Origin of the sequence: Sinomonas terricola, assembly GCF_034931225.1 — a bacterium.
GTDB lineage: Bacteria > Actinomycetota > Actinomycetes > Actinomycetales > Micrococcaceae > Sinomonas > Sinomonas terricola.
Genome location: NZ_JAYGGQ010000019.1, coordinates 1 through 24,180, shown reverse-complemented (window position 1 = coordinate 24,180; position 24,180 = coordinate 1). Strand labels below are relative to the sequence as shown.

The 24,180-nt window shown below is 70.0% G+C and carries 24 protein-coding genes; 15 read left to right on the top strand and 9 right to left on the bottom strand.

Features of this window, described 5'->3' with window-relative positions:
* Positions 1-13 precede the first annotated feature (13 nt).
* The 9 genes from SPF06_RS19570 to SPF06_RS19530 all read left to right on the top strand — a co-directional run bounded on the left by SPF06_RS19570 (position 14) and on the right by SPF06_RS19530 (position 6,291).
* Positions 14-1,012 carry a DUF4192 family protein gene (locus SPF06_RS19570; protein ID WP_323280835.1) on the top strand — a complete coding sequence of 333 codons (999 nt, stop codon included), beginning with the start codon at positions 14-16 and terminating at the stop codon, positions 1,010-1,012.
* 76 nt (positions 1,013-1,088) lie between these two features.
* The gene (locus SPF06_RS19565) at positions 1,089-1,235 is read left to right on the top strand and encodes a hypothetical protein (protein ID WP_323280834.1); all 147 of its coding nucleotides are present in this window, start codon (positions 1,089-1,091) and stop codon (positions 1,233-1,235) included.
* A 184-nt stretch (positions 1,236-1,419) separates the two neighbouring features.
* On the top strand, positions 1,420-1,890 hold the full coding sequence (locus SPF06_RS19560; protein ID WP_323280833.1) for a hypothetical protein: 471 nt from the start codon (positions 1,420-1,422) through the stop codon (positions 1,888-1,890).
* A 469-nt stretch (positions 1,891-2,359) separates the two neighbouring features.
* Complete coding sequence (gene nrdH / locus SPF06_RS19555) at positions 2,360-2,638, top strand: glutaredoxin-like protein NrdH (protein WP_323280832.1); 279 nt, start codon at positions 2,360-2,362, stop codon at positions 2,636-2,638.
* 10 nt (positions 2,639-2,648) lie between these two features.
* Complete coding sequence (locus tag SPF06_RS19550) at positions 2,649-3,407, top strand: single-stranded DNA-binding protein (RefSeq protein WP_323280831.1); 759 nt, start codon at positions 2,649-2,651, stop codon at positions 3,405-3,407.
* Positions 3,408-3,546: 139 nt separating this feature from the next.
* Positions 3,547-5,217, top strand: a complete 1,671-nt coding sequence (locus tag SPF06_RS19545) for a hypothetical protein (RefSeq protein ID WP_323280830.1) — start codon at positions 3,547-3,549, stop codon at positions 5,215-5,217.
* A 47-nt stretch (positions 5,218-5,264) separates the two neighbouring features.
* Positions 5,265-5,519, top strand: coding sequence for a hypothetical protein (locus tag SPF06_RS19540; protein ID WP_323280829.1), 255 nt, complete (start codon positions 5,265-5,267; stop codon positions 5,517-5,519).
* Positions 5,519-5,788, top strand: coding sequence for a hypothetical protein (locus SPF06_RS19535; protein ID WP_323280828.1), 270 nt, complete (start codon positions 5,519-5,521; stop codon positions 5,786-5,788). The genes SPF06_RS19540 and SPF06_RS19535 overlap by 1 nt, the downstream gene beginning before the upstream one ends.
* The gene (locus tag SPF06_RS19530; protein ID WP_323280827.1) at positions 5,785-6,291 is read left to right on the top strand and encodes a hypothetical protein; all 507 of its coding nucleotides are present in this window, start codon (positions 5,785-5,787) and stop codon (positions 6,289-6,291) included. Before SPF06_RS19535 ends, SPF06_RS19530 begins: the two co-directional genes overlap by 4 nt.
* On the opposite strand, the gene SPF06_RS19525 is transcribed toward SPF06_RS19530, so the two are convergent.
* Positions 6,288-6,701: a hypothetical protein gene (locus tag SPF06_RS19525; protein ID WP_323280826.1), complete on the bottom strand. Its 414-nt coding sequence runs from the start codon at positions 6,699-6,701 to the stop codon at positions 6,288-6,290. The genes SPF06_RS19530 and SPF06_RS19525 overlap by 4 nt on opposite strands.
* A gap of 443 nt (positions 6,702-7,144) precedes the next feature.
* Here SPF06_RS19525 and mobF point away from each other — a divergent pair, with 443 nt between their 5' ends.
* Both mobF and SPF06_RS19515 read left to right on the top strand, forming a co-directional pair.
* Positions 7,145-11,623 (top strand): MobF family relaxase, encoded by a 4,479-nt coding sequence (gene mobF, locus SPF06_RS19520; protein WP_323280892.1) that lies wholly within the window; start codon positions 7,145-7,147, stop codon positions 11,621-11,623.
* 407 nt (positions 11,624-12,030) lie between these two features.
* On the top strand, positions 12,031-12,489 hold the full coding sequence (locus tag SPF06_RS19515; protein ID WP_323280825.1) for an Lrp/AsnC family transcriptional regulator: 459 nt from the start codon (positions 12,031-12,033) through the stop codon (positions 12,487-12,489).
* Positions 12,490-12,622: 133 nt separating this feature from the next.
* Here the strand turns inward: SPF06_RS19515 and SPF06_RS19510 are convergent, their stop codons facing one another.
* The gene (locus SPF06_RS19510) at positions 12,623-13,237 is read right to left on the bottom strand and encodes an amidohydrolase family protein (protein WP_323280824.1); all 615 of its coding nucleotides are present in this window, start codon (positions 13,235-13,237) and stop codon (positions 12,623-12,625) included.
* Positions 13,238-13,356: 119 nt separating this feature from the next.
* Between SPF06_RS19510 and SPF06_RS19505 the strand changes: the two genes are divergently transcribed.
* Entirely contained in the window at positions 13,357-13,707 is a 351-nt protein-coding gene (locus tag SPF06_RS19505) for a hypothetical protein (RefSeq protein ID WP_323280823.1), read from the top strand.
* Between the two features lie 185 nt (positions 13,708-13,892).
* Here SPF06_RS19505 and SPF06_RS19500 read toward each other — a convergent pair whose 3' ends face one another.
* The 5 genes from SPF06_RS19500 to SPF06_RS19480 are packed head-to-tail and all read right to left on the bottom strand — an operon-like array spanning position 13,893 to position 18,351.
* The gene (locus SPF06_RS19500; RefSeq protein ID WP_323280822.1) at positions 13,893-14,675 is read right to left on the bottom strand and encodes a DeoR/GlpR family DNA-binding transcription regulator; all 783 of its coding nucleotides are present in this window, start codon (positions 14,673-14,675) and stop codon (positions 13,893-13,895) included.
* A 4-nt stretch (positions 14,676-14,679) separates the two neighbouring features.
* Positions 14,680-15,537 carry a class II fructose-bisphosphate aldolase gene (locus SPF06_RS19495; RefSeq protein WP_323280821.1) on the bottom strand — a complete coding sequence of 286 codons (858 nt, stop codon included), beginning with the start codon at positions 15,535-15,537 and terminating at the stop codon, positions 14,680-14,682.
* Positions 15,528-16,457 (bottom strand): 1-phosphofructokinase family hexose kinase, encoded by a 930-nt coding sequence (locus tag SPF06_RS19490; RefSeq protein WP_323280820.1) that lies wholly within the window; start codon positions 16,455-16,457, stop codon positions 15,528-15,530. The genes SPF06_RS19495 and SPF06_RS19490 overlap by 10 nt, the downstream gene beginning before the upstream one ends.
* Positions 16,454-17,449: an ROK family protein gene (locus SPF06_RS19485; RefSeq protein WP_323280819.1), complete on the bottom strand. Its 996-nt coding sequence runs from the start codon at positions 17,447-17,449 to the stop codon at positions 16,454-16,456. Before SPF06_RS19485 ends, SPF06_RS19490 begins: the two co-directional genes overlap by 4 nt.
* Positions 17,446-18,351, bottom strand: coding sequence for an SIS domain-containing protein (locus SPF06_RS19480; RefSeq protein WP_323280818.1), 906 nt, complete (start codon positions 18,349-18,351; stop codon positions 17,446-17,448). The genes SPF06_RS19485 and SPF06_RS19480 overlap by 4 nt, the downstream gene beginning before the upstream one ends.
* Positions 18,352-18,863: 512 nt before the next feature.
* Between SPF06_RS19480 and SPF06_RS19475 the strand changes: the two genes are divergently transcribed.
* Positions 18,864-19,085: a hypothetical protein gene (locus SPF06_RS19475; protein ID WP_323280817.1), complete on the top strand. Its 222-nt coding sequence runs from the start codon at positions 18,864-18,866 to the stop codon at positions 19,083-19,085.
* Positions 19,086-19,547: 462 nt separating this feature from the next.
* Here SPF06_RS19475 and SPF06_RS19470 read toward each other — a convergent pair whose 3' ends face one another.
* Entirely contained in the window at positions 19,548-20,633 is a 1,086-nt protein-coding gene (locus SPF06_RS19470) for a lactonase family protein (protein WP_323280816.1), read from the bottom strand.
* 208 nt (positions 20,634-20,841) lie between these two features.
* Between SPF06_RS19470 and SPF06_RS19465 the strand changes: the two genes are divergently transcribed.
* Entirely contained in the window at positions 20,842-21,564 is a 723-nt protein-coding gene (locus SPF06_RS19465) for a FadR/GntR family transcriptional regulator (protein ID WP_323280891.1), read from the top strand.
* A 19-nt stretch (positions 21,565-21,583) separates the two neighbouring features.
* Here the strand turns inward: SPF06_RS19465 and SPF06_RS19460 are convergent, their stop codons facing one another.
* A complete protein-coding gene (locus SPF06_RS19460; RefSeq protein ID WP_323280815.1) occupies positions 21,584-22,582 on the bottom strand; it encodes a Gfo/Idh/MocA family protein in 999 nt (332 codons plus the stop codon).
* A 191-nt stretch (positions 22,583-22,773) separates the two neighbouring features.
* On the opposite strand from SPF06_RS19460, the gene SPF06_RS19455 reads away from it, so the two are divergent.
* Positions 22,774-23,949, top strand: a complete 1,176-nt coding sequence (locus tag SPF06_RS19455; protein WP_323280814.1) for a Gfo/Idh/MocA family protein — start codon at positions 22,774-22,776, stop codon at positions 23,947-23,949.
* The last annotated feature ends 231 nt before the right edge of the window (positions 23,950-24,180 follow it).

Below are 24,180 nucleotides of genomic sequence, written 5' to 3'. Positions count from 1 at the left end.
AGGAGAAGCTGCCATGACCACCACCGCGCTCACCCTGCCCGACATGCTCGCCGCGATCGAGCACGGGCTCGGCTTCACCCCCGAGGACTCCCTCGTCGCCGCCTCCGTCCGCGGCGATGACACCCTCGGCGTCTACATCCGCCTCGACGCCGCCCCCATCCTCCAAGACCCCGAGCGCGGCGCGCACTGGGCCGTCGGCCACGTGCGCACCGACACCAAGCTCGAAGGCATCATCGCCGCCGTCTACACCCACGCCCCCGCCGAGGACGCCGAACGGCTCCTGCGCGCCGTCGCGGCAGAGGCCGAAAGGCTCGGCCTCACCGTGTACCTCGCGTTCCGCGTCCACGCGGACGGCTGGACCGAGCTCCGCCACCGCGCCGCCGGCACCCGGGAACAGGTCACCGACAGCGCGCTCTACGCCGAGCTCGTCTACCGCGGCTCGGCCGTGTACGGGAAAGAGCCCGACGATGTCCCGTTCGCCGGCCCCGAGGACACCCCAGCCCGGATCGACGCCGCCCCGATCGACACCCCCGACGAGGCCGCCGCATGGTGGACCATGCTGCTCGACTCCGGCAGAGAGCCCTCCGAGGGCGAGGCATGGCAGATCCTCGCCGACCTCGGCGACCCCTCAGCCAGGGACCTCATGATCGCCGCCACCGCAGGCGACCTCACCGCCCGGGCAGGGACCGGGGCCGCCGACGAGCGCGTGTGTCGGCTCCTGCTCGGCCACGCCGCCATCCGCCCCGACTGGGAACGGGTCGAGCGCGCCGAGCGCGTCCTGACCCGAGTCCTCGCCCACGCCCCGGCAGGGCACCGGGCCGGGGCCCTGACCCTGCTCGGCTGGATCGCCTGGTACAAGGGCATGAACAGCGCCGCGCATGTCTGGCTCACCCGCGCCGAGCAGGACAGCCCCGGCTACCGCCTCGCCGCCCTCCTCGCCCGCCTCATCGGCATGCACGTGATCCCCGACGTCGCCAAGGACCCCGCAACCGCCTACCACCGCAACCGCTGACCCCGCCCAGGGCTGTCCCCCGCCCCGGAAGGGCGGGGGACAGCCCCATGCCGCCTTGTGCCGATAGCCTAGAGAGGTGACCGAAGGCCAAGACCCCGACAAGGCCCCCGAGGAGACCCAGCTCGAGCAGCTCCTCGAGCTGCGCGCCCTCACCGGCGAAGACGCCGGCCTCGGACCCGCCGACCTCGCCTGGAACCCAGACGACGACCAAGACCTCGGCTAGACTCGCACACGCGGGACGCCGCCTCGACGCTCACCCCCCAAGAGCTCGGCGGCGCCCCGCCCAACTGAATACACCCACAGATTTCCCCCTATTGGTGTTCGGGAAAAGAGCGGGACGGCAGCAAAGCGGTTGTGGTGACCGTGCCGTCCCGCTTTCCCGTCTCCGGATACCCTCAAAGACACCCATGACCTCTACCGACGACGCCTCGCAGCCGCGCCCAGACTTCGGGCGCCGCCTCGAGGGAGTGCTCGCATTCAAGGCCGCGCACTGCCGTCTCCCGCGGACGGGCCTCAAAGCGGAGGCCGCAGAGCGGTCCCTCGGCGGCTGGCTCCTCCGACAGCGCCGCCGCCTCGCCCGGGACACCCTCACCCGCCCCGAGCGCGACGCCCTCGACGCAGCCCTCGGCCCATGGTGGACCCTGCCGCCCGAGGAAGCCTGGTGGGCCGAGAACCCCCGGGCCGGCAGCGACGCGCCCGGCAGGCCCGCCCGCCCACGCCGCAAGGCGCCCACGCAGGCCCGCCGGAGGAAGAAGAGCTCGCCGCACGCGAAGACCTCGGCATCGACGACGTCGTCGCCATCACCGGCCGAACACGCGCCGCCGTCACAGGAAAGCGCCAGCAGATCCTCAACTCGCGCCGCCCCATCTGGTGACTAGAACCACAGCTCGGAAATTCCCGCACCCAGCACCCGAAATTACCCGAATCCGCATTGCCGGACCAGCGCTGCATTATTTCGCAATTCGGGCACGAATTGCGGCCCGCCTCCCGACGGTCGACAGGGAAACAGGCTTAAGACAGGGCCAAGGCCAGATCCGGCACAAGACCGTGCCGGGGCTCGCCCTCCCGGGCTGGCGGCTTCGAAAGCGGCTTCATTCCGAGGGCCTGCGCCGTGGTGGCCATGCGGCCGGACATGACGGGCCCACCAGCTGCTCGGCCGCCAAATGCGCATCGGAAATGCAATTGCAGAAAATCACGCGACCGGTCGGAAAAATATCTCTGAATTCTTCCGAAAACCCTTCCAATTGTCCCGTCGATAAACTAGACTGAATACAACAAGGGGGGCAGGGGGCCCGGTCAATCCAGACGAACGAAACCGAATTAATACGAAACCTAGGACTGAGACCGATGAACACCACCGCAATTCCCGAGGGCATTGCCCAGGTCACCGTCTACAGCAAGCCGGCCTGCGTCCAGTGCAACGCCACCAAGCGCGCCCTCGACAAGAAGGGCATCGCGTACCGCGAGGTCGACGTCACCGAAGTCCCCGCCGCACTTGAGTACGTCACCGAAGACCTCGGCTACTCGATGGCCCCGGTCGTCGTCGTCGACGAGCACAACCACTGGGCCGGCTTCCGCCCCGACCGGATCGAGAACCTCGCGACCGCCCTCGGGCTCACCGCCTAGGACCCCGGCCATGGCACCGTACACGGAAGAGGCCGACCAGGCCTGGATCGACGGGGCACCCGCCCCCATCCCCGCCACGGCCGAGCCGAGCCGGCCGGCCCACCCGCAGGTCCGCGCCCTCGAGCACGCGGCCGAGCAGCTGCGCGCCGCCCGCCACTGGTCCCACACCGACCCCGCAGTCCACAGCGCGTACCGCGAGGCGATTGACGCCCTCGCCGCAGAGCTCCACCACCACACCGAGAACGACACCGACCCGAACACCACCACGAAGGAGAACACCACCATGGCCGGCGAAACCACCATCACCGTCATCGGCAACCTCGCCAACGACCCCGAGCTGCGCTTCACCCCGAGCGGGTCCGCCGTCGCGAACTTCACCGTCGCCTCCACCCCACGCACCTTCGACCGCCAGACCAACCAGTGGGTCGACGGGGAGACCCTCTTCCTGCGCGCCTCCATCTGGCGCGAGGCCGCCGAGAATGTCGCCGAGACCCTCGCCAAGGGCATGCGCGTCATCGTCACAGGCCGGCTCAAGTCCCGCTCCTACGAGACCAAGGAGGGCGAGAAGCGCACCGTCATCGAGCTCGAGGTCGAGGAGATCGGCCCAAGCCTGCGCTGGTCCAGCGCCAAGGTCCAGCGCAACCAGCGCGCCGGCCAGGGCCCAACCCAGAACACCGGCCCCGGGCAGAACGAAGATCCATGGGCCCACGGCGGCGCCGGCCAGCAGCAGGGCTGGGGCAGCGGCGCCGAGACCGAACCCCCATTCTGACCGGAGCGCACGGAGGGGAGCCCCAGCGGCTCCCATCCGCGCATCCGGACCCGTAGTCGGCGGCCGAGAACGACGCATCGGCCTATGACCCCACAGGCACCGATTCGCACCGCACCTATCCGAGTGAAAGGAACAGCAGATGGCACAAGACCAGACCACGATCCGCGAGTGGTTCGACCAAGGCGCCGAAAGGGGGATGGACTTCATGGTCGTAGCACGCGACGGCTTCGGCGGCGACCTGTACCCGTACTACGTCGACGCGCAGGACGAGACCACCCAGAGGGCGATAGAGCAGGTCCGGGACGGGGGCGACCGGGTCCTGGAGGTCTACGACCTCAAGGCCCCGCTCGCCCCGCAGCTGGCGTCCGGGCGGTCCTGGAACACCGAGGAGACCCGGCCCGCGCGCGAGCACGGGCGGGCCGACTTCGAGGAGGCCCTCATGTTCAGCACGACCCAGCGCAGCTACGTCTTCGACCCGGCCTTCAGTGCCGGGCGGGTCAACGCCCTCACCGAGGGCGCACTTGCCGGCGAGGACCCCGCCGCGCACGAGCTCGAAGCCGTCAAGGCGATCATGCGCAGGCTCGTCGCCGAGTCCCTCTCGGCCGAGATAGGCGAGACGTATCTCAAGGAGGACCAGGAGACGGGCGAGATCAGCGAGACCGACGAGGCCCAGATCAGTGCGGCGGTCGTAGACGGCGGGGACCAGCTGGCGGTCGTCTACCCCACGCAGTCGGCACGCGAGCTCTACGAGGCCGGCATCCCATCGAAGGCCCTGATCGAGAAGGCGATCGAGCGGGCCGAGATCTCCACCGAGGCCCCGCACGAGCTGCACGAATGGCGGGAGCGCAACGCCGGGCGGCTCAGCTATGGCGACGCAATCGTCGCCGCCGCCGGCGAATGGGCGTACGTCTACCAGCCTGGGTTCACCACCGAGCGCATCGACGCGCTCACCGAAGGCGCCCTCGCCAGCGAGAGCCCCGCCCCGCACGAGCTCGAAGCAGTCCAGCAGATCATGCGGGCGCACCTCGCGAGGTCCCTCACCGAGGAAATCCACGAAGCCCACCCCGAAGCCGCCCAAGTCGAGGCCACGGTCGCCGACACCGACCAGCTGATGCTCACCTATCCGATCATCGGGGGCCGCGAGCTCTACGAGGCCGGCATACCCTCCCAAGCCCTGGTCGAGAAGGCGATCGAGCGGGCCGAGATCTCCAATGAGGCCCCCGACGAGCTGCACGCATGGCGCGAGCGCAACCCGCTCTCTCGACCTGTAGCCGCCGACGTCGCCGCCCATCGGGCAGCGGAATACGACCGCCACAGCCTCGGCCCAGACGGATTCGACGGCTACATAACCGCCCCGGCGGAATTCGTCGACGAAGCCCGGGCCCGGGCCGAGACCCTCGCCGCCCAGCACCCCGAGCGCGCCGACGAGATCCGTGACGAATACAGGAAGGCGTTCGCGGACGAGGCCACCGAAGCGCTTGCCGCAGCGTACCCAGACGAGCCCCAGATTGCCGTCAGCACCTCGGGCGTCGGCCCCCAGGACTACCTGATCAGCCTCGGCGGCCTCAGCGAGGACCGCGCCCGCGCCCTCTACGCCCGCGGCGTTCCATCCGCTGACGTCATCGCCGGTGCGGTCGCCCGCGTCGATGAGCAGGCCGTCGTCTCCGCCGCGGCCCTGTCGACGGGCGAGCGGGTCCGTGCCGCCCTCGAGCGCACGCGTGCAGCCGGCGCCGAGGACGAAGAGGACTGGTCATGGCAGGACGGCATCGAGATCGGGCGCACCCGGGCCTGGGGTCGTCACGGCATCTGATTGTCGGCGCGCCCGGGCACAATGGCAGGCGAGAGGAAGGAGGCGCGATGGCGACCGTCGGACTGAAATGGGCCTTCGGGCTGCCCCTGTACATCGCGGCCTGGCTCAACCTCGCCTACCTGATCGGCCTGGGCGCCTGGCAGATCGTCGGCGGGCTCGCCGCACCCGACGGAGCCCGGATGTGGCAGGGCCTGGGCAGCCTGATGCTCGCCGTTCCCCTGTGGGCGATCACCCTCGCCGTGGCCGAGGCCTTCGGCTTCCGGGGCCCCCGGCCCCGGCTGCGGTGGAAGCGGAGGGCGTGATGTCGACGAGGGAGACCGTCAACGCCGTCAGCGACCCACAGCCCACGGTCGCGGCCGCGATCGACCAGCTCACCGTCCGGCTGAACGCGAACATGCGGGACGTCGGCATCATCCTGGAGCGCGAGGGCGAGCAGCTCTGGACGATCGACGTCGCGTCCCACACCGTGACCCCCGTCGCGGGCGCCGCAGGGATCCTCGGCGCCCGCGCCGAGACGACCTACGTCGCCTCGGCGATCATCATCGTCACCTACCACCCCGACCTGACGTGACCGGCGTGCTCGAGGAGCGCTTCTGGGCCAAGGTCGTCAAAGGCCCCCGGCCGGATGACTGCTGGATCTGGACCGGCGCTGTGGCCGATGACGGCTACGGCCGGTTCAGCTACACCGAGGCCGGCCGGCACAAGTCGCTGCGGCCGAACCGGCTCGCCTACGCCCTCGTCCACGGGCGCGAGCTCGCGGGCATCGACGATCCCCTCGCCGGGCTCGGCGAGGTGATGCACCACTGCGACGTGCCGATCTGCGTCCACGCCGCCGTCGCTCCGGACGAGAGCCATCTCCACGAGGGCACGAACCGGGAGAACATGATCGACCGCGCGCAGAAGGGGCGGGCCACCAATGGGTCCGCCCTGCGCTGGCGCGGACTTCCCCGCGCCGACTTCGCCGCGCGATCGCGAGCGCTGCGCGACGAGGTCCGCGCACACGGGTGGGGGCGCCCGGGCCGCATCGCCGCCCTCATGGGCGGCGCCGACCCGGACGCCCCCACCCTCTTCTAGGCCGCGTCCTCCGCGCGCCCATCCTCGCGACCCTCCGCCGCGCCCGCGGACTCCGACCCGGCCTCCGCGCCGGGGACGGCAGCTGGCGCCTCGGCCGCGCGCTTGACCTCCGCCGCGCTCACTCCGAGCCGCTCGGCCACGCCCGCGCGGGACTCGCCCGTGGCGAGCATCGCCCGCACGATCCCGGCCGAGCGGCCGGCCGCCTGCTCGGCCTCGGCCTCGGCCTTGGCGATGATCGCCGCGGCCGCTTCCCTCGCCTCGGCCAGGATCCGATCGGCGGCCTGCTCGGCCTCGAAGTACTCGGCCGCGAGCCCGATCAGCTGCTCATTGCGGCGCGTGAACTCCGCCGCCCTCTCGCGGGCGCGCTCGCGCGCCGCCAGCTGCGCCGCCGACTTCCGTGTTCCTGCCATCTTCCCGATCCCCTCTCTCGATTCCATGGCTTAATGAGCGCCGGCCTCGCTCCGCTCGGCCGCGCCGGGGTTGCCCCCCACGTGGACAGCCCGAGAAAATTCTCCCGGCCTCATCCTGCCCACCTGGGGACAACCCCGGCGGAAGCGGACCTCGCTGGCGCTCGGGCTGTGCCCAAGGCGGCATCTAACGGCTAGCGCCGCCAGCCGCCGCGGCGGCTTCGCCGCCGGGCACGGTTCCGCACAGTCGAACGCACGGTGGACAACAAAAAGCGCGTTGCCCACCGCCCATTCTCATGTGCAGAACCGCATCAACGACTTGATGGCCCGATCCTAGCGCGCCGATCCGCTCTGCCCTCCTCCGTCGGAAGATCGACACGCCAGAATCCGTCACACCTCATGCATCATCGATGAGTGAGGCGGTCCCGGCTAGGCTGGGGCGCGTGATGACGCTGCACAAGCTCAGCGCGGGGGACGGCTACCTCTACTACACCCGCGAGGTGGCCTCCGCCGACGAGCTGCGTGCCGCGGACCGGAAGCTCGGGGACTACTACACCGTCGACGGGAACCCTCCCGGAGCATGGGGCGGTGGCGGGGCGCACCTGCTGGGCGTGGCCGGCGAGGTCACCGAGGAGCAGATGGCCGCCCTCTACGGGGAGGGCCTGCACCCGAACGCGACCGCGATGCTCGCGGCCGGGGCGTCCATCGAGGCCGTGAAGCTGGGCCAGCGCTACCGCCGCTACTCGCAGAAGGACGGCGAGCTGGCTTCGCGGATCGGCCGAGGCCTGGGCGACTTCGAGCGGATGAACAGCCGCGCCCCGGATGCCGACGAGCGGCGCCTGATCCGGGTCAGGGAAGGCGCTCAGTACTTCCGCGAGCTCAACGGACGCAACGCTTCCGACAAGGAGGAGCTCGGCAGGTTCATCACCGCGAACACCAAGCCGGCCTCGCAGGCGGTCTCCGGGTACGACCTCGTCTTCGCCCCCGCCAAGAGCGTCTCGGTGCTGTGGGCGATCGGCGGCGAGGAGGCCCGCACGGCCATCGAGGCAGCCCACCACGAGGCCATCGAGGAGACCATGCGGTACCTCGAACGCGAGGCCGTCTACACCCGGCGCGGGCGCAACGGGGTCCGCCAGGAGGACGTCGAGGGCGGGCTCGTCTACACCATGTTCCGTCACTACGACTCCCGCACCGGAGACCCCCAGCTGCACGACCACGTCGTCGTCGCGAACCGGGTCAAGGGCCTGGACGGCAAGTGGGGAACCCTCGACGGATCCCTGCTCTACCAGTTCAACGTCGCCGCCTCCGAGCACTACAACCGCACCGTGACGGAGAAGGTCTGCGCCCGCCTCGGGCTCGGCCTGACCGAGCGGAAGGCCTCCGGCGACCAGCCCGTGATGGAGATCGCCGGCGTCGACGTCGCCGCCATCGAGGCCGCCTCCTCGAGACGTTCCGGGATCACGGCCAAGCTCGACGAGCTCGTCGCCGAGTTCGCCGACAGCCACGGCTACGCGCCCAACAAGAAGCAGCTGATCGCCCTCGCCCAGCAGGCCACCCTGGACACCCGGCCGGCGAAGAAGGCAGCCCGCCAGCTCTCGGCCCTCGTGGCCGAATGGAGCGCCGAGTACGCCAAGATCCCCGGCGTCGACGTCGGCCCAGCCGCCCTGGAGAAGGCCCGCGCGCACCGCGACGACGGCCAGAAGGAAGCAGACCGGAGGCGCCCAGGCTGGCGCGTGTCCGACGCCGCCGACGTCAGCCCAGAGGCCGAGGCCGAAGCCGTGATCGAGACCCTCGAACGGCGCCGCTGCGTCTGGGGAGAGCACCACATCGATGCCGAAGTGCGCCGCCGCCTCGGCTCCCGCCTCGGCGAACACACCGTCCCCGGGCACCTCTTCGAGCAGGTCAAGGCCCGCGCGATCGACCAGTTCTCCCTGCGCATCACCCCCGAGCCCAGGACCCCCGAACCGGCACAGCTGCGCCTGGCCGACGGCGCCTCCCGGTACGGGAAGGCGCACCGCACCATGTACACCTCGGCCGGGGTCCTCGCCTCCGAGGACCGGCTCCTGACCGCCGCCCAGCGGCACGTCATCCCCGCCGCGGCCGGGCAGGCGTTCGAACGCGCGGCGGCGGCCCAGGACAGGCAGCTCGACGACGGGCAGCTCGCCCTGGCCCGCGAGTTCGCCTGTGGCGACCGGCTGCTGGCGATCGGCGTGGGGCCCGCCGGGACCGGCAAGACCACCGCGCTCAAGCTCGCCGCGGACACCGTCCGCGAGGCCGGCGGCAGGGTGTTCGGGCTCGCCCCGACCGCCGTCGCCGCCGCCGTGATGGGCAGGGAGATCGGGGCGAAGGCGACCACCATCGACGCCTTCGTCCTCGCCCACACCAACGGCACCGCGAGCGAGGCCCTGACCCCGAGGCCGGGGGACATGATCATCGTCGACGAGGCCGGCATGGTCTCCACGCCCCTGTTCGCCGCCGCGGTGACGATCGCCGAGCACCACGGCGCCCTCGTGCGCGCGATCGGGGACGACTTCCAGCTCTCGGCCGTCGGATCCGGCGGAGCGCTGCGCCTGCTCAAGAACGAGGTCGGCGCCGTCCACCTCGAGGACCTTCACCGCTTCCGCAACCCCGACGGGACCCGCAACGAGGCCGAGTCCGCCGCGACACTGGCCCTGCGCGAGCCCCCGGCCGCGGGCATCGAGGACGACCCATGGGGGTTCTACCGCGACCGGCGCCGCGTGGTCGGCGGCGACGTCGAGACCATGACGAGCGCGGTGTTCGAGGCCTGGCAGCGGGACACCATCGCAGGGAAGGACTCGATCATGATGGCGTTCGACAACGCCACCGTGACCGAGCTGAACGCCCGCGCCCAGGCCTGGCGGATCGCCGCCGGGCAGCTCGACGGGGACGCCCCCACCGCCCTGCTGCGGGACGGGCTCGCCGCGCGGGCCGGCGACGTCGTCGTCACCCGCCACAACGACCGCCAGCTGGGGCTGAAGCGCGGCAAGGACTTCGTGAAGAACAACGACGTCTGGACCGTCGCCAGCGTCGAGGAGGGCGGCGCGCTCACCGTCCGGCATCGCGACCACGGCGGCGCCGTCACCCTGCCGCCCGGGTACGTGCGGGCGCATACCATGCTCGGCTACGCCTCCACCATCCACCGCACCCAGGGCATCACCTGCGACACCACCCACGCCCTCATCTCAGGCCGGATATCCCGCGCCCTGGCCTACGTCGCCGCCTCCCGCGGCAGGCACTCCAACCACCTCTACGGGGCCCTCGAGGACGGGGAGACCCTCGAGGACATGCTCGCCAAGGTCGCCGCCGCGCACGACGGGAACCTCACCGCGCACGAGCAGATGGCCGCCGAGCGCGCGCAGGCCCGCGACGCCGAGCACATGGGATCCGTGTACGCGGACATCGACGCCCAGGCCAACGAGCACCGCATGGCCAACCTCGCCCGCCGAGTGCTCGGCCCCGCCGCCGAGCCGTTCATCTCCTCTGGATCCTGGGGCGCCGTCGCCACCCACCTCCGCCACGCCGAGAACGAGGGCCTGAACCCCGAGACCCTCCTGGCCGACAGCCACGCCGAGCGCGGCTTCGCGGCCTCCGACGATCCCGGGGCCGTGCTCGCCTGGCGTATCGAAGACCGGCTCGGCCAATGGCGCACCGCAGAACAGGCACCCGGCGCACGGCCGCTGGCCAACCTCACCGGCGAACACCTCGAGCAGCTGCACCGCCGCGCCGTCGGCCAGCTCGCCCGCGCCCGCGCGGACGCCGCAGCCGCCCAGCACGAAGCCGGGACCGACCCCGATCCGAAGGCCCTCGCCCGGACATGGCTGAGCGAGCGCAAGGGCACCCCATGGCAGCGGCGCCTCCACGGCCACCTCTCCGACGAGGACCTCGCGATCCGCATCCGCCAAGCCCACGCCCGCACCATGACCGATGCCGTGATCAACGACCCCGACGCCGCCCCGAAGGCCCGCTGGCTGCACTCCTCCCTGACCCGCGAGGCCGCCCTGCGCGAGCTCATGCCCGCCGAGCAGCGCACCGACGAGGCCTACGAGCGCGGCCCCGCCACCGACCGCACACGCAGCGGCGGGGACCGGGCACGGGCAGCGGCCGAGCTCGTCTCGAGGATCCGCGACGAGGCCGAGCACCGCCGCCGGCACACCGACACGGCCCCGGCGCAGATCCCGGACGGCGTGCCCGCATGGCTCGCACCCGCCGACGTCGCCGCCCAGCACGACACCCCGGCCCCATGGCGGCAGGAACTCCTCGAACGGCGCGAGCAGCTCGCCGGCGAACTCGCCCGCCGCGGCGCCGAGCTCGCCGCCGCGCCCCCCGCCTGGGCCGGCGCGCTCGGCCCCGTCCCGTCCGACCCCGAGCGTGCCGAAGCCTGGAGGCTCCTCGCCGCAGAGATCGACACCTACCGCACCCGCTGCCGCGTCCCCGACAGCGAGGCCCGCCCCATCCCCGCCAAGCACGCCCAGGACGGCACCGGGGCGATGCTCGCAGCCCGGGTCACCGCCGCCCACAAGTACTCCGCTCAGACCCGCAAGGACCCCATGCCGGCCGAGGACAACGAGCTCATCGCCGAAGCCGCCGAAGTCACCGCCGCTGTCAAACAGGCCCCCACCCCGGCCGAGAACGTCGTCGACGAGCTCCGCTCCCAGCGCGGCACCGACATGCCCCTCTCTCCCGCCCAGGCACGCGCCGAGCGGATCGCCGAGCTCGCCCGCAAGGTCCGGCAGGCACGCAAGAACCCCGAACACAGCGGGGAGCACAGCGAGGCCGTGCAGGCGGCGCTGGAGAAGATCCGGAACCAGCGCGCCGACGAACAGGCCGCGCGCGAGCAGGCCGCGCAGGAACGCGACGACCGGGCACCCCGCCACGACCGCGGAGGCCCCGGCATCGGCCGCTGACAGCGCGGCCTTACGGCCGGTGAAGGGGCGGCGGGACGGTCAGGGGTCGACAGAGTCGATCCCGGTCGGGAGGCAGGTGGTCCTGAGTCAAGCCGTCACGCCGGTCCTGAATCAAGCTGCCATAGTCAACGGCCTGCGTGAAGTTGTCGAACAGCGCCGCCGGCACGCTATCGCGGCCATCAGGGCGCAGGTGTGGAGTCCTCCACTGTTGAACAGTGGCTCAAGAGCGGATGGTCAAGGCAGAAGAATGCCCCTGCAGGTGTCGGAGGCAGGCACCTCTACGAGCGACAAGCCGTTTGGAACGAGCCGGACGGAATCAAGTAGCGCTAGTCTCCACGACTCGCCAGCGCTTCAGATCGGTGGTTGTTGATAGGATGCGGCGGTGATTTCGCGGTATATTGTCGTTTGTGCCGGTGAATGAGCGTTTTGGCCTGGATGACGTGGATCGGGCGATCCTGGAGCACCTCCAGCGTGACGGGCGGACTGCGGTGGCCGAGCTCGCCCGGCAGGTCAACCTCTCCGCTAGTGCGACCGCGGACCGCGTCCGCCGGCTCTCCGATGCCGGGGTCATCACCGGTTACTCGGTCACCGTCGACCCCGAATCGGTCGGGTACAGCGTCACTGCGTTCGTGCGCCTTGCCTATCCGTCCGGGAACTACAAGCCGTTCAACGACCTCGTCACTGCGACGCCCGAGGTCATCGAAGCCCATCACGTCACTGGCGCAGACTGCTTCATCATCAAGGTCCTGGCACGTTCAATGCGGGATCTGGAGCGCATCACCGGCCGACTGGCCACCCTCGGGGGGATCACCACCAGCGTGGTCTACTCGAGCCCGGTCCCCTCCCGCCACATCACGCCCGCCTGACCTGACCCCGACTGCTGCACCTAGCCCCGGTGACACCAGCTGACCGCCAAGGCCCGTGCCGCCACGGAGTCAGCGGAGAGGGCGGCGGCCCTGGGATGTCAACGATCCTCGACGGCCCGGGGTCCTCTGGGCACTACCGAGTGCATGACGGGCGGTCGTTGTGATGTTCCTGCTCCGTGGCCGAACTCATCTGGCCCGCTTGGCCTGCAGCCTTCCCAATCGTCCCGTCCCTGGTCTTCCTGCCGTCCAGCCAGACCTCGAGGACCTGGAGGCGACTGTCGAGGAGGACGGCGTCTGCCGGGTAGTCCCGGGCAAGGCGTCCATGGGCGTGTCCGAGACCGATCGCTGCAGCGGGGGTGAAGGTGAGTGCCTGGACGGCCTCAGCTATCGGGATTCCCGCGGTCTCGACGGCGAGCCGGAGTGACTTGTCGAGTGTCAGCGTTGAGCCCGCAATCGAACCGCCGTGTGCCAGGCGTGCGACTCCTTCACACACGTCGACGTCCATCCCGCCGAGACTATACCGGCCGTCCTCGCCTCCGGCAGCGGACATGGCGTCGCTGATGAGGGCAATTCGTCCGGGCGCCGCAGCGAAGAGCATCCGCACCACCTCCGGATGGACGTGGACTCCGTCGTTGATGACCTCGAGAACGACCCCTGGAGTGCGGGTGGCTGCAGCGACCGGACCGGGGGCCCGGTGGTGGACGCCGTTCATCCCGTTGTAGGCGTGGGTGAGGGTGCTGGCCCCCACGGCGAACGCTTCAAGGGCCCCGGGCATAGTCAGCGTCCGTGTGCCCGACCGCGACCGAGACTCCAGCATCGGCGAATGAGGAGATGGCCTCCATCCCGCCTCGGAGCTCAGGGGCGAGGGTGACCTGGCGCAGTGTTCCGTCCGCGGGCAGCCAAGAGCAATTCGACGTCCTCGGCGGTTGGGCAGCGCAGCAGGGCCGGGTCGTGGGCACCCCTGCGCGCTGCGGAGAGGAAAGGACCTTCCAAGTGGCTGCCGAGTACGCGGGCATCGCGGGCGACGAGTTGGGCGACTTCGGCCAGGCGCGGCACAAGGAGATCAGGCGCCGACGTGACGAGCGAGACCACGGCGCGGGTGGTCCCGTGGGACTGGTGGAGGTCGAGAGCCTCTCGGATCGACTGGGGCCCGTCGTCGAAGGCTGCCCCTGCGCCTCCGTGGCAGTGGATGTCGACGAATCCTGGGGTGAGCGGTGAGCCACGCGCCCCGGGCGTCGACCACGATGTCCGCGGCCGTCCATCCGGAGCCATTTCCGGTTGCGCTGATGTGGCCGCCTTCGAACCGTACCCAGCCGTCCGGCTGGACCCGGCCGTCTGTGACCACCCGGGCGCTGTGGATCACGGTCGAGCCCGTCCTGATCGGGTTCGCGGCGAACGGACTCTCAGGCGACGATTACATCGATGCCGCAGTCGGCGAAGGCCGCTTTCTGGTCCTCGGCGATACCGTCGTCCGTGATGAGGGTGTCGAAGGTTGCCTTCCCGAGGGTGGCGAATGCGCGTCGGCCGATCTTGCTGGAATCTGCGACGATGACCGCGCGCTGTGCGCGTCGGGCGATGAGGGCGTTGATGCTGGCTTCTCCCTCGTCGTGCACTGTTGGTCCCACGGCCGGGTCGATCCCGTTGACCCCGATGAACGCGATGTCCAGGGTGATCTGTCCGAGGACGATGTCGCTGTAGGGCCCAGCGAGCTCGTATGACCGCGGATGCAGGACGCCTCCGGTGACGACTGTCTTGATCTGTGGCCGCATTGCGAGTTGGGCGGCGATGTTGATCGCATTCGTGACCAGGGTCAGGGTCGGCTCTGTCGAGGGTTCCATGAGGTCCGGCCGGGCGGCGAGCGTCTCGGCGACCGTGGTGCACGTGGTGCCGCCGCAGAGTCCGACGACGGCCCCGAGCGGAACCAGCGAGCTTGCTACCCGGGCGATGCGCTGCTTTTCGGCGGCGTGGTGCCCCTGCTTGTATCGGAGCGGGAGGTCGTAGGCGACCGACCGGCTGGCGGCCCCGCCGCGGGTCCGGGTGAGGAGCTGCTGCTCCGCGAGGAGGTCGAGGTCGCGTCGGGCGGTTGCGTAGGAGACGCCGAGCCGTTCGACGATGTCGCTCACTTCGATTTGGTTGCGTTCTCCGAGCAGGTCCAGGACTGCGCCGAGCCGCTGGGTCTTGTTCAAGTGCTCACTCCGTCTGGCTGTCCCTGCTCGCCGACCGGAACAATCGGATGAGCCGTTCTGCTTCGGAGGCCAATGTATCGCGTCCTGCCCGGATGTACCGGCGGGAGTCGACGGTGTCGGGGTGCGCATCGAGGTATGACCGGAGCGATCTTGTGAAGAATCCGTTGAGGTGGGTGGAGACGTTGATCTTGGTCAGTCCTGCGCGGATGGCTGAGACGATCCCGTCGTCCGGCACACCGGATGAGCCGTGGAGCACGAGAGGGACTTGGACGGATCGGTGGAGGGCTTCGATGAGCCCGAGGTCGAGCGTGGCGCGGCGTTCGGTCATCGCGTGCGAGGATCCGACCGCGACGGCGAGTGAATCCACCCCGGTTTCCCCGACGAACCGGGTGGCCTCGGCGGGGTCCGTGCGTGCCCCTGGGGCGTGGGCACCGTTCTTGCCGCCGACCTCGCCCAGCTCTGCTTCGACCGCAGCCCCGGCGGCGTGGGCGTAGCGGACAACGCGTGAAGTTGCGTCGACGTTTTCCCGGTAGGGAAGCCTGGACCCGTCGAACATGACCGAGGCGATACCGAGGTCGATGGCATGCCGGGCGAGGTCTTCGCGTTCGGCATGGTCCAGGTGCACCGCGACCGGGACTTCCGAGGCCTCCCCGAGGGCGAGGCATGCCTTTGCGATCGGCTCCAGGTTTCCGTGGTAGTCGACGCAGTTCTGGGAGATCTGCAGGATGACGGGCAGCCCGGCTCGGCCTGCTGCCGCTGCAAGGGCTTCGGCAGTCTCGAGGTGGAGCACGTTGAAGGCACCGATTCCGGTGCCTTCGGCTGCGGCTGACCGGACAAGCTGGCCGGCTGGTTTCAGGGGCACTCGCGTGTTCCTTCCCGGAGGCTGACGAGGTGTTCGAAGTCGCGGTAGTCTGCGCAGAGCTCTCCGGCGTAGGGGACCGGGACCGCCGCGGCCGACCATGCGGTCGCGCGGCGGAGGATGACGCCTGGGTCGTCTTCGCCGCGGGCAAGGCACGACGCGGCCGCGGCGACGGCTGCGTCGCCGGCTCCTGTCGGATTCCCGTCCAGGACCCTGACGAATCTCGCGACCAGCCCCCGCTCACGGGTGACTGCCATCATCCCGTCCGCGCCGAGGGAGACCAGCACGATCCGCGCACCGGCGCTGATCAGGCGTCTCGCTCCGGCTGCCGGGTCAGGGCATCCCGTGGATTCCTCCAGCTCTGCGCGGTTCGGCTTGACGAGGTCGGCTCCGGCCTCCGCTGCGGCGAGCAGCCCATCGCCTACGGCATCGATGACGGCCGGGACCCCGGCGTCATGGGCGGACCTGACAAGGTCCGCATAGAAGGCGGCCGGGACCCCGGGAGGGAGGCTTCCGGAGCCCACTAGGCAGGCAGCACCGGAAAGCGATCCGGTGGCGGCGTCGAACAGCGCTCGGCGCTCGGCGTGGGACAGCCAAGATCCCCGTTCGTTCATGATCGTGGTCTCTCCGCCGGCGAGATCCACGACGGCGACGCTCGTGCGTGTTGCCCCGTGTACGGGAACCAGCCGGTGCGGCAGCCCGGACTCCTCCAGGTCCCGGCGGAGCACAGCTCCCGCCGCGCCCCCGACGGTCGTCACAGCGGTGGCCAGCAGGCCCGTCTGAGCGAGGACCCGGGCGACGTTGAGCCCCTTCCCGCCGGCACGGCAGACCGGCGCCTCCACCCGAAGGCTTGCTCCCGCCCGCCAGGCATCGACGTGGTATGTCAGATCGAGGGCAGGGTTCGGCGTGACCGTGACGATCACCGCGTGCCCCCCGCGACCATCAGTTCACGCGCGCCGATCGCGGCCCCCAGGAGTCCGGCATTCTCCCCAAGCCGTGCCGCGAGGATCCGGGGTCGCCTCTGGAACGTCAGGTACTCGTCCAACCGGGCGGTCAGAGGGCTCAGAAGGGCCGGGCCGGCCTCGGCGAGGCCGCCGCCGACCACTATGGCCTCGGGCGCGAGAAGCGCCACGACGTGCGAGAAGGACAGGGCGAGTGCGTCGACGGCGTCCTTCCAGACGAGCTTCGCATCGGGGTCGCCTGCCTGGCTGCGGTCGAGGACCTCCTTGGCCCCCGCGACCTGGGCTCCCGTGAGTGCGCTGTAGCGGCGCGCGATGGCCGCGGCCGATGCCACCGCCTCGAGGCAGCCCGTCCCGCCGCAGGCGCACGTCGGGCCCGAGGCCACCTTCGCGTGACCGATCTCCCCGGCGAGTCCGTCTCCGTCGTAGGGGCGTCCGTCCACGAACAGGGCCCCGGCGATGCCCGTGCCAATCACAACGACGACGACATCCCGTAGTCCCGTCGCTGCGCCGAGCCGGAACTCGGCACCGCCCGCCGCCCGCACGTCGTGGCCGAAATGGACCGGGAGACCAGTCAGGGCCGATACGCGCTCTCGGAAGGCAACGTCCTTCCATCCCATGTTCTCTGCAAAGACCGCGGTCCCGGATCGGGTGTCTATGTGGCCTGGGACGACCAGTCCGAGGGCCCGGGGATTGACGGAGGGCTGGACTTCGGCGAAACGCCCGGCGAGGTTAACGATCTCGGCGATCACCGCCTGGCCGGTGCGGTCGCCGGCGACTGGCGTGGGGATGCGGGCGAGGCATCGGATGTGGCCGTCCTCGCCGAACAGGGCGCCTTTGATATCCGTCCCGCCGACGTCGAAGGCAAGGACCGGCGCGCCTGCGCCCAGCCCGATGAGTGGTGCGGTCGGACTGGCCACTGCCGCGGACGCCCGCCGTGGGGGAGGCGTGCTCATGCGAGTATGACCGAGCGGCTGAGGTTCCGCGGGGAGTCGGGGTCCAGCCCTGCCCGCTGGGCTCGCTCGAGGGCGACCCGCTGGGCGCGGACGAGGTCGGCCATCGGATCCACGGGTGCCGTCTCGAAGTGGGCCCCGGTCGATAGGACTTCGTCGGCCAGGCCGGCCGGGGCTTCGCCGAAGATCCAAGTCACCCGGTTGGGGGCAGCGATGGAGATCGGCCCGTGGCGGTATTCCTTCGCCGGGTACGACTCCGTCCACGACTGCGAGGCCTCACGCATCTTCAAGGCCGCCTCGTGCGCTAGGCCCACGCTCCATCCGGAGCCGAGGAACGTGTACTGCTCCGATCCGACCAGATGCTCCGGGAGGGATGCCCGGATGGCTTCCGAGGCCTGGGCGATCGCGGTCGAGACGTCTTCCCCCAGCGAGGACCGCAGGAATGCCAGCGAAGTGGTCGCGAAACGCGTCTGCACGACAGAGGACTCGTCGGCGAACGGGAGGGCGATCGCCTCATCGACGGCGTCCGTAAACGGAGAGGAGGGATCGCCTACGATCCCCACGGTCCGGACTCGGCCACGGATCTGCGCGACCAGTTCCAGGACCTCGGTGGTGGTGCCCGAGCGCGTGATGGCAACGACGGCGTCATAGCCGCGCTCCCGGCCGAGGAACGCCTCCGAGGCCGCGAATGCGTCCGTCACACCCAGACCGGCCGCCTCCCTCCGCGCCGCGTAGGCCTGGGCCATGAACCAGGACGTTCCGCATCCGATTGCTGCGACCCGTGCTCCGGGAGCCGGGAGAAGTGCCTGCTCGGCCTTCATATCCACCGCCTGCTGCCAGACATCGGGCTGGGAGCGTAGTTCCGCTTCCATCGAGGCTCCTGATGCTGCTGTGTGCTCGGCCATGTGTGCACCTCTCGGATGGGCCCGCCGGTTCAGGGCAGGACGTTGGTGATGGGGAATGACTGAACAGCTGAAGTTTCAAGCACTCAGAGCACGAGAGTGAATGTTGCTGGTTGAACCTTGCGCCCGTCGCTCTTGCACCCCAGACCGTGAAACGGCGGATCCGTGCCTCGCCCATGACCCCGGTCATGATCAATTATGATTCTAGGATGCATTACGCTTGCACTAAAGAGCAAGAATGTGCTGATATTCCTGCAGAACCGGGCAGTGGATCACTCCGGACCTCGACGGAGGTTTCGGCTCCGGGCGACAGGCCGCCAGTCGATCGTCGGCCTGGGCGGCACACTCGAATGCCTCGCCCGTGCCCGCCTGAAGACGCATTGGACTGGGAAGGAGGCGTCTTTGACGCGTGCTGATGATCCTGCATACGCAGCAGGCTCCGCTGGCGTGGATTCGTCCCGTGTCAGTGCCGACATCGGGGCCGAGCCTGGCCGGGACTGCTCCGGGGGCCGGCGATGAGGGCCGTGCAGAGCTCGTCGCCGCGCCGCATGCTCCCCTCCGATCCCTGCCCGCGCACCGGTGACAGTGTCGAGCTGCGCCGCTGGGGCTTCGCGGCACGCCGGGGAGTCGTGGAGGACGTGATGCCCGACAGCTCCGGGTTCTGGCTCGCGGCCGATGGGGTCGAACACAGGATGTTCGTCTCCATCCCGGACGAAGAATCCCAGATCTGGATCTGATGGGGGGCGTCCGGACGCCGGTCGAAGCCCCAGCGGCGAAGCATGCCGTACGGAAGAGGCCTCCTGGCCTTGTCGGCGCGCCGGTGTGCAACGTGTGCGCGGGTGCGGTGCCGGTCGAGAGCCCATTCCCGGACGGAACCGGGAGATGCGATTGCCCGCCCTGGCTTCGCGAGCTGAACTTGCGCCTGGAGGCGCTTGCCTCCGAGAGGGCCCGCATCGATCGGATGCTGGTCCGGGCAAACCACTTTCCAGTGTGGACTCTGGCCGCGGGCCGCTGCGCCTGCGGCGAGGCGTGGCCCTGCGCGTGGTTCCAAGGACTGGCCTTCAGGCTGGGCGTGGAAACCCCCGAGGCAGAACGGCCCCGCTGACGCCCCGGGCCGGCCGCGGTCGCAACCCGCGAATGCGATTCGCCGACCGCGCCGGAGGCCGCGCGCCTTCATCGCGGCGGGGTCCCGCGAGCCTTCATGCCGACTCCCGGTTTCGGGGTGCAGAGACGAGTGCGAGGGCCGCGGGGCGGGGAACGCTCAGGACTTGGCGAGCCGGGCCCAGTGTCCCGTCGTCGGGATCGATGAGCAGGGCGCTGATGTTGTCGCTGTCGCGGTTGGCGACAAGGAGGAACTGGCCGAGCACTGCCAGCGCTGAGGGCCATCGGCCGCCGCAGCCGACCTCCTGGATGGGGCCGAGCCCTTCCTTGCGCGCACTGCAGACGGTGATGGTGTCCCTTCCACGGTTGGCTGCGTAGACCGACCGGCGGTCGGCCGAAGCGACGATTTGGCCCGGATAGTTCCTTCGGGATCCAGTGCGGGAGGTGGCAGGCCACGTGTGCGTCCGACGGATCCTCCCATCCCCGTGGACGGCCATCCGGCTCACCGTGGAGGAATGCTCCTCCGAGCACCAGAGGTGTCCGGACGCGTCCCTTGCAAGCGAACGCGTGCCGAGGGCCGCGTTGGGCGCCCCTGCTTCCAGGCCCCCGGCCAGGCCAGCGAGCGAGCCGTTCTTCCGGTATGCGAACCGCCGGATATCGCTGCGTCCGAGGTCGGCCACGAGGAGCTCGCCGGGGCTGTCCGAGCAGACCTCGATATGGTGCGGCTTCGAAACCTGGCTCCCTCGCCCCGACAGCACGCCAGAGGACAGGTCCACGAATGCCGTCATCCTTCCCAGCTCGCCGCCCTCCCGGAGCCGATGGGCCGAGACCGAGCCGCCACTGTAGTTGGCGCAGAACAGGAGCGAGCCGTCCGGTGAGATCGCGATGTGGCAGGGGGCCTCCCCGCCGCTGCGGGTAGCGGCGGTCCTGCCACTGCGCAGGTCCACGGCATGGATGGAGCCGCCTCCGTCAAGGCTGGCGACGTATGCCACGCCGGTGGTTGGATGGGCGGCCGCATAAAGCGGTCGGCTGGGCCCCGGCAGCCTCGCTTCCACGGACAGCCCGGAATGCGGGGCGAATTGGCACACGGCGAGCGATCCGTCCATCGGCCGACCGGCGTCGCCCGCATGGGCTGTTCCTGAGGCAACGAGGAGGAGTTCACGTGCCTCAACGGGGGCGGTCATGCTTGCTCCTGAGGGCGTGCGGGATTTCGGGGTGCGGCGCCCGGGCGGATGTGCGCCACCGAATCGCTCGGAGGGCGGAGTGTCGAGACGGTCGGGCCGCCATCTGACCTAGGGCCGATGTGTAGACTATCGTTGGAGGCCCAAGATCAGGAAGGGATTGGTTTCGGTGAACTCTACTTCGACCGAATCGGCGGTGTCCGGCTTCCGGATGAGAGGTCGCGACAAAGTCCTTCTGGGTGCACAGGTGGCCGATCAGATACGCGCCATGATCAAGGAACAAGGGCTCGCGGACGGCGATCCGCTCCCGGCCGAGGCGACCCTCGCGGACCAGTTCGGCGTCAGCCAGCGGGTTGTCCGGGATGCGCTGCGGGTCCTGAGCCAGCAGGGCGTGATCAGGACCCAGCAGGGCAAGCCGGCAGTGGTCGCGGAGCGGCGTCCTCTGGCCATCCAGAACTACTTCCGTCTGGCATTGGAGGACGGACTCGGATCGTACGACGAGCTTCTCGAGCTGCGCCAGGCCCTCGAAGTGCGCGCCGCAGGACGGGCTGCGCTTTCAGCAACGCCGGACGAGATCAAGGATGTCAGGGCAAAGCTCGTCAGAGCCGAGAAGGCGACCAGGCTCGACGACAGGGTTGACGCCGACCTTGCCTTCCACTTCGCCCTGGTCAGCGTCGGAGGCAACAGGTTCTTCACTGCCATCTTCGAATCCCTCTCGACTTTCCTGGCCGAGGAGCGCCGGCGTGGCCAGGAGCTCACCGAATCATCTGGCGGCGACCACCAGCAGAGCCACCGGGAGCACCGCGAGATCGTGTCTGCCATCGAGAGGGGCGACTCCGAAACCGCAGAACGGGCGATGAGGGTGCATCTGGACCGCGTGCAGAGGGAGTTCGCCCGCACGGACCGGCCGAGCGCAGTGCCCGGCCAGCGCTAGCACCCAGGCCTGGGTCGGCTCAGGCGCCGGCCAGCGCATCGAGAAGGGTCATGGTGGCTTGCACGTCCCTTATGCTGCAGCGCGGCTCACGACCCTCCTCGATCGCGGCGACGAATTCCGCATCCTGCGCCCTCAGTGCGGCGAACTTCATGAGGTCGGTTCCGGATGCTGGCTGCCCCTTCGGCGGCTCCGCCGAGAGGGGCCAGGGCTGGGCCAGTCCGTCCGGGGCCACCCTCAGGAGCATGCCGTCGGACAGGGCGAACGTGGCTTCCTCTGCGATGACCAGCGCATCCTCCACGCTGACGGTGGAATGGTAGGACAGGGACAGGGAGGCGATGGCTCCTTCTCCTACCCGGATCGTCGCGCCGAGGTCCATCGGCTGGCCGTTGTGCTCCCACGGCGCTCCGAGGACCCCTGTTGCAGTCGACTCGGAGGAATCGGGCCGCTCGCCCTGCAGCAGCCACAGTGTCAGGTCGACCTGATGGGCGCCGTGATGCCAGAGGATGCTGTCGTTCCAACTGCGAGGCTGCCCGCTCCAGCTCGTGTTCGAGCGCCGGAGCATGGTCCTCCTCAGGATCAGGTGGCGTACAGTCAGGCTCCCCTGGGAGATCTCGGCGCGCAGGCGCATCCACGGATCGGCGAACCGCAGGGTGTGGGCCACCATCACCGAGATGCCGGTCCGGTCGCACGCCTCTGCCACCGCGCGGGACTCCGCCGCGCTCATGCCTCCGGGGATCTCGCACAGGACATGCTTTCCGGCGCGCACAGCCGCGAGCGACTGCGCCGCGTGCATCGGGCTCGGGGTGGCGATGACGACTGCGTCGACGTCGCATCGGGCCAGCAGCGCCTCCGCGCCGGACACCGCCGAAGGGATCCGGTGCTCGGCTGCGAATTCCTGGGCCGTCTGCCGGGTCAGCCCGGCGACCGCGGTGACCTCCGCACCTCCCGCGCGTAGGGCCTCGACGTGGAGCCTGGCCACGTCCCCCGGGCCAATGATCCCTACTCGGACTGTCATCATGCTCCCTTCCGGAGCGCGTGCGGAGTGCGACTTGACCGGACATCATCGCGAGTTCTAGCGTACATGAACATCAGACCTAGGGCTTAAGTGCAGGCGGTGGGAGGGTTCCCGGGACCGGGGAGCCTCGTAGCAGCGCCGGGCGAGCACCGATTCGCATCCGGGTCCCTGGCGCGAATGAGATGGAGAATCAAGTGGTCGATGACCTGAAGCTCGGTCTGATCGGGTATGGACTGAGGGCCCGCAGCCTTTCGAAGGTGGCACACAGGCCGGGGGAGGGGTCCCGCATCACGGCGGTGTTCGACATCGACCCTGATGCAGGCGGCCAGGCCCCAGGCGAACTCGGCGACGGGGTTGCCGTGCACAACTCCCTGGCGGGCCTCCTGGACGACCGGATCGACGCGGTGCTGGTCGCCAGCCCCGACCACCTGCACGAAGAGCACGCGACCGCCGCGCTTGACGCGGGCCTCACGGTCTACCTGGAGAAGCCGATGGCAGTGACCGTCGAAGGATGCGACCAGATCCTCGCCGCGGCCCGCCAGAGCGAAGGCAGGCTCTATCTGGGGCACAACATGCGCCATATGCCGTTCGTACAGGAGATGAAGCGTCTCATCGACAGCGGCGCCATCGGAGAGCCCAAACTGGCTTGGTGCAGGCATTTCGTGGGGCACGGGGGGGACTTCTACTTCAGAGACTGGCACGCCGAACGACGTGCCACCACGGGTCTGCTCCTGCAGAAGGGAGCGCACGACATAGACGTCCTGCACTGGCTCATGGGCGGGTACAGCGAAGAGGTGACGGCCATGGGCGACCTGATGGTCTACGGGGCCAATCCTCGCCGCCCAGCAGGTGATCCGGGAGTTCCGTGGCGACTCGACGAGGAGCCACTCTCGACCTGGCCGCCGTCCAAGCTGACCGAGCTGAATCCGGTCGTCGACGTCGAGGACGCCTCCATGGTCCTGATGGGCCTGGACAACGGCACGCTGGCCTCCTACCAGCAGTGCCACTTCACTCCCGACTACTGGCGCAGCTACACCATCATCGGAACCGAGGGACGCATCGAGAACCTCGGGGACGTCGCCGAAGGCACCGTGGTCAACCTGTGGAACCAGCGTCACTACGGCTACGCACCGGCCGACCGCGTCTTCCCCGTGCACCCCGAGCCCGGGGGCCACGGCGGCGCCGATGAGCGGATCATGCGGGAGTTCATCCGGTATGCCTCCTCAGGGGGCCCCATCGAGACGTCCCCGCTAGCGGCCAGGAATGCCGTCGCGGCCGCGTGCGCAGCAACGGCATCGGTCCGGGACGGCGGAGCCCCCAAGCGCGTGGCGCCCGCCACGGACCAGGACCTGGCATTCTTCCAGAGGTAGACCAAGCCGTGCGCCCATGGAGGGGCGTACGGCCCGGAGCCGGGTCCGGGTTGGGCCGACCGCTACGGCACCGCCCGGGCCCATCGCAGGAGGCGGCCACGCCCCGGACGCCCCTGCAGCACGGTTCCCCCGCCCTGTTGGGGGCGGCGGAACCGTGTCGTGTCAGGGGGTCGGGTGTGTGGGGTTAGTTGGCTGGGACGATCTGTTGGAATTGGGCGTCGTCGACGTAGA

Coding starts and splice junctions, on each gene's coding strand:
- SPF06_RS19535 (WP_323280828.1), top strand. CDS start 5,519: ATGTCGACGAGGGAGACCGTCAACGCCGTCAGCGACCCACAGCCCACG.
- SPF06_RS19485 (WP_323280819.1), bottom strand. CDS start 17,449: ATGAGCACGCCTCCCCCACGGCGGGCGTCCGCGGCAGTGGCCAGTCCG.
- SPF06_RS19480 (WP_323280818.1), bottom strand. CDS start 18,351: ATGGCCGAGCACACAGCAGCATCAGGAGCCTCGATGGAAGCGGAACTA.
- SPF06_RS19570 (WP_323280835.1), top strand. CDS start 14: ATGACCACCACCGCGCTCACCCTGCCCGACATGCTCGCCGCGATCGAG.
- SPF06_RS19465 (WP_323280891.1), top strand. CDS start 20,842: ATGAGAGGTCGCGACAAAGTCCTTCTGGGTGCACAGGTGGCCGATCAG.
- SPF06_RS19525 (WP_323280826.1), bottom strand. CDS start 6,701: ATGGCAGGAACACGGAAGTCGGCGGCGCAGCTGGCGGCGCGCGAGCGC.
- SPF06_RS19550 (WP_323280831.1), top strand. CDS start 2,649: ATGGCACCGTACACGGAAGAGGCCGACCAGGCCTGGATCGACGGGGCA.
- nrdH (WP_323280832.1), top strand. CDS start 2,360: ATGAACACCACCGCAATTCCCGAGGGCATTGCCCAGGTCACCGTCTAC.
- mobF (WP_323280892.1), top strand. CDS start 7,145: ATGACGCTGCACAAGCTCAGCGCGGGGGACGGCTACCTCTACTACACC.
- SPF06_RS19460 (WP_323280815.1), bottom strand. CDS start 22,582: ATGATGACAGTCCGAGTAGGGATCATTGGCCCGGGGGACGTGGCCAGG.
- SPF06_RS19545 (WP_323280830.1), top strand. CDS start 3,547: ATGGCACAAGACCAGACCACGATCCGCGAGTGGTTCGACCAAGGCGCC.
- SPF06_RS19475 (WP_323280817.1), top strand. CDS start 18,864: ATGAGGGCCGTGCAGAGCTCGTCGCCGCGCCGCATGCTCCCCTCCGAT.
- SPF06_RS19560 (WP_323280833.1), top strand. CDS start 1,420: ATGACCTCTACCGACGACGCCTCGCAGCCGCGCCCAGACTTCGGGCGC.
- SPF06_RS19470 (WP_323280816.1), bottom strand. CDS start 20,633: ATGACCGCCCCCGTTGAGGCACGTGAACTCCTCCTCGTTGCCTCAGGA.
- SPF06_RS19540 (WP_323280829.1), top strand. CDS start 5,265: ATGGCGACCGTCGGACTGAAATGGGCCTTCGGGCTGCCCCTGTACATC.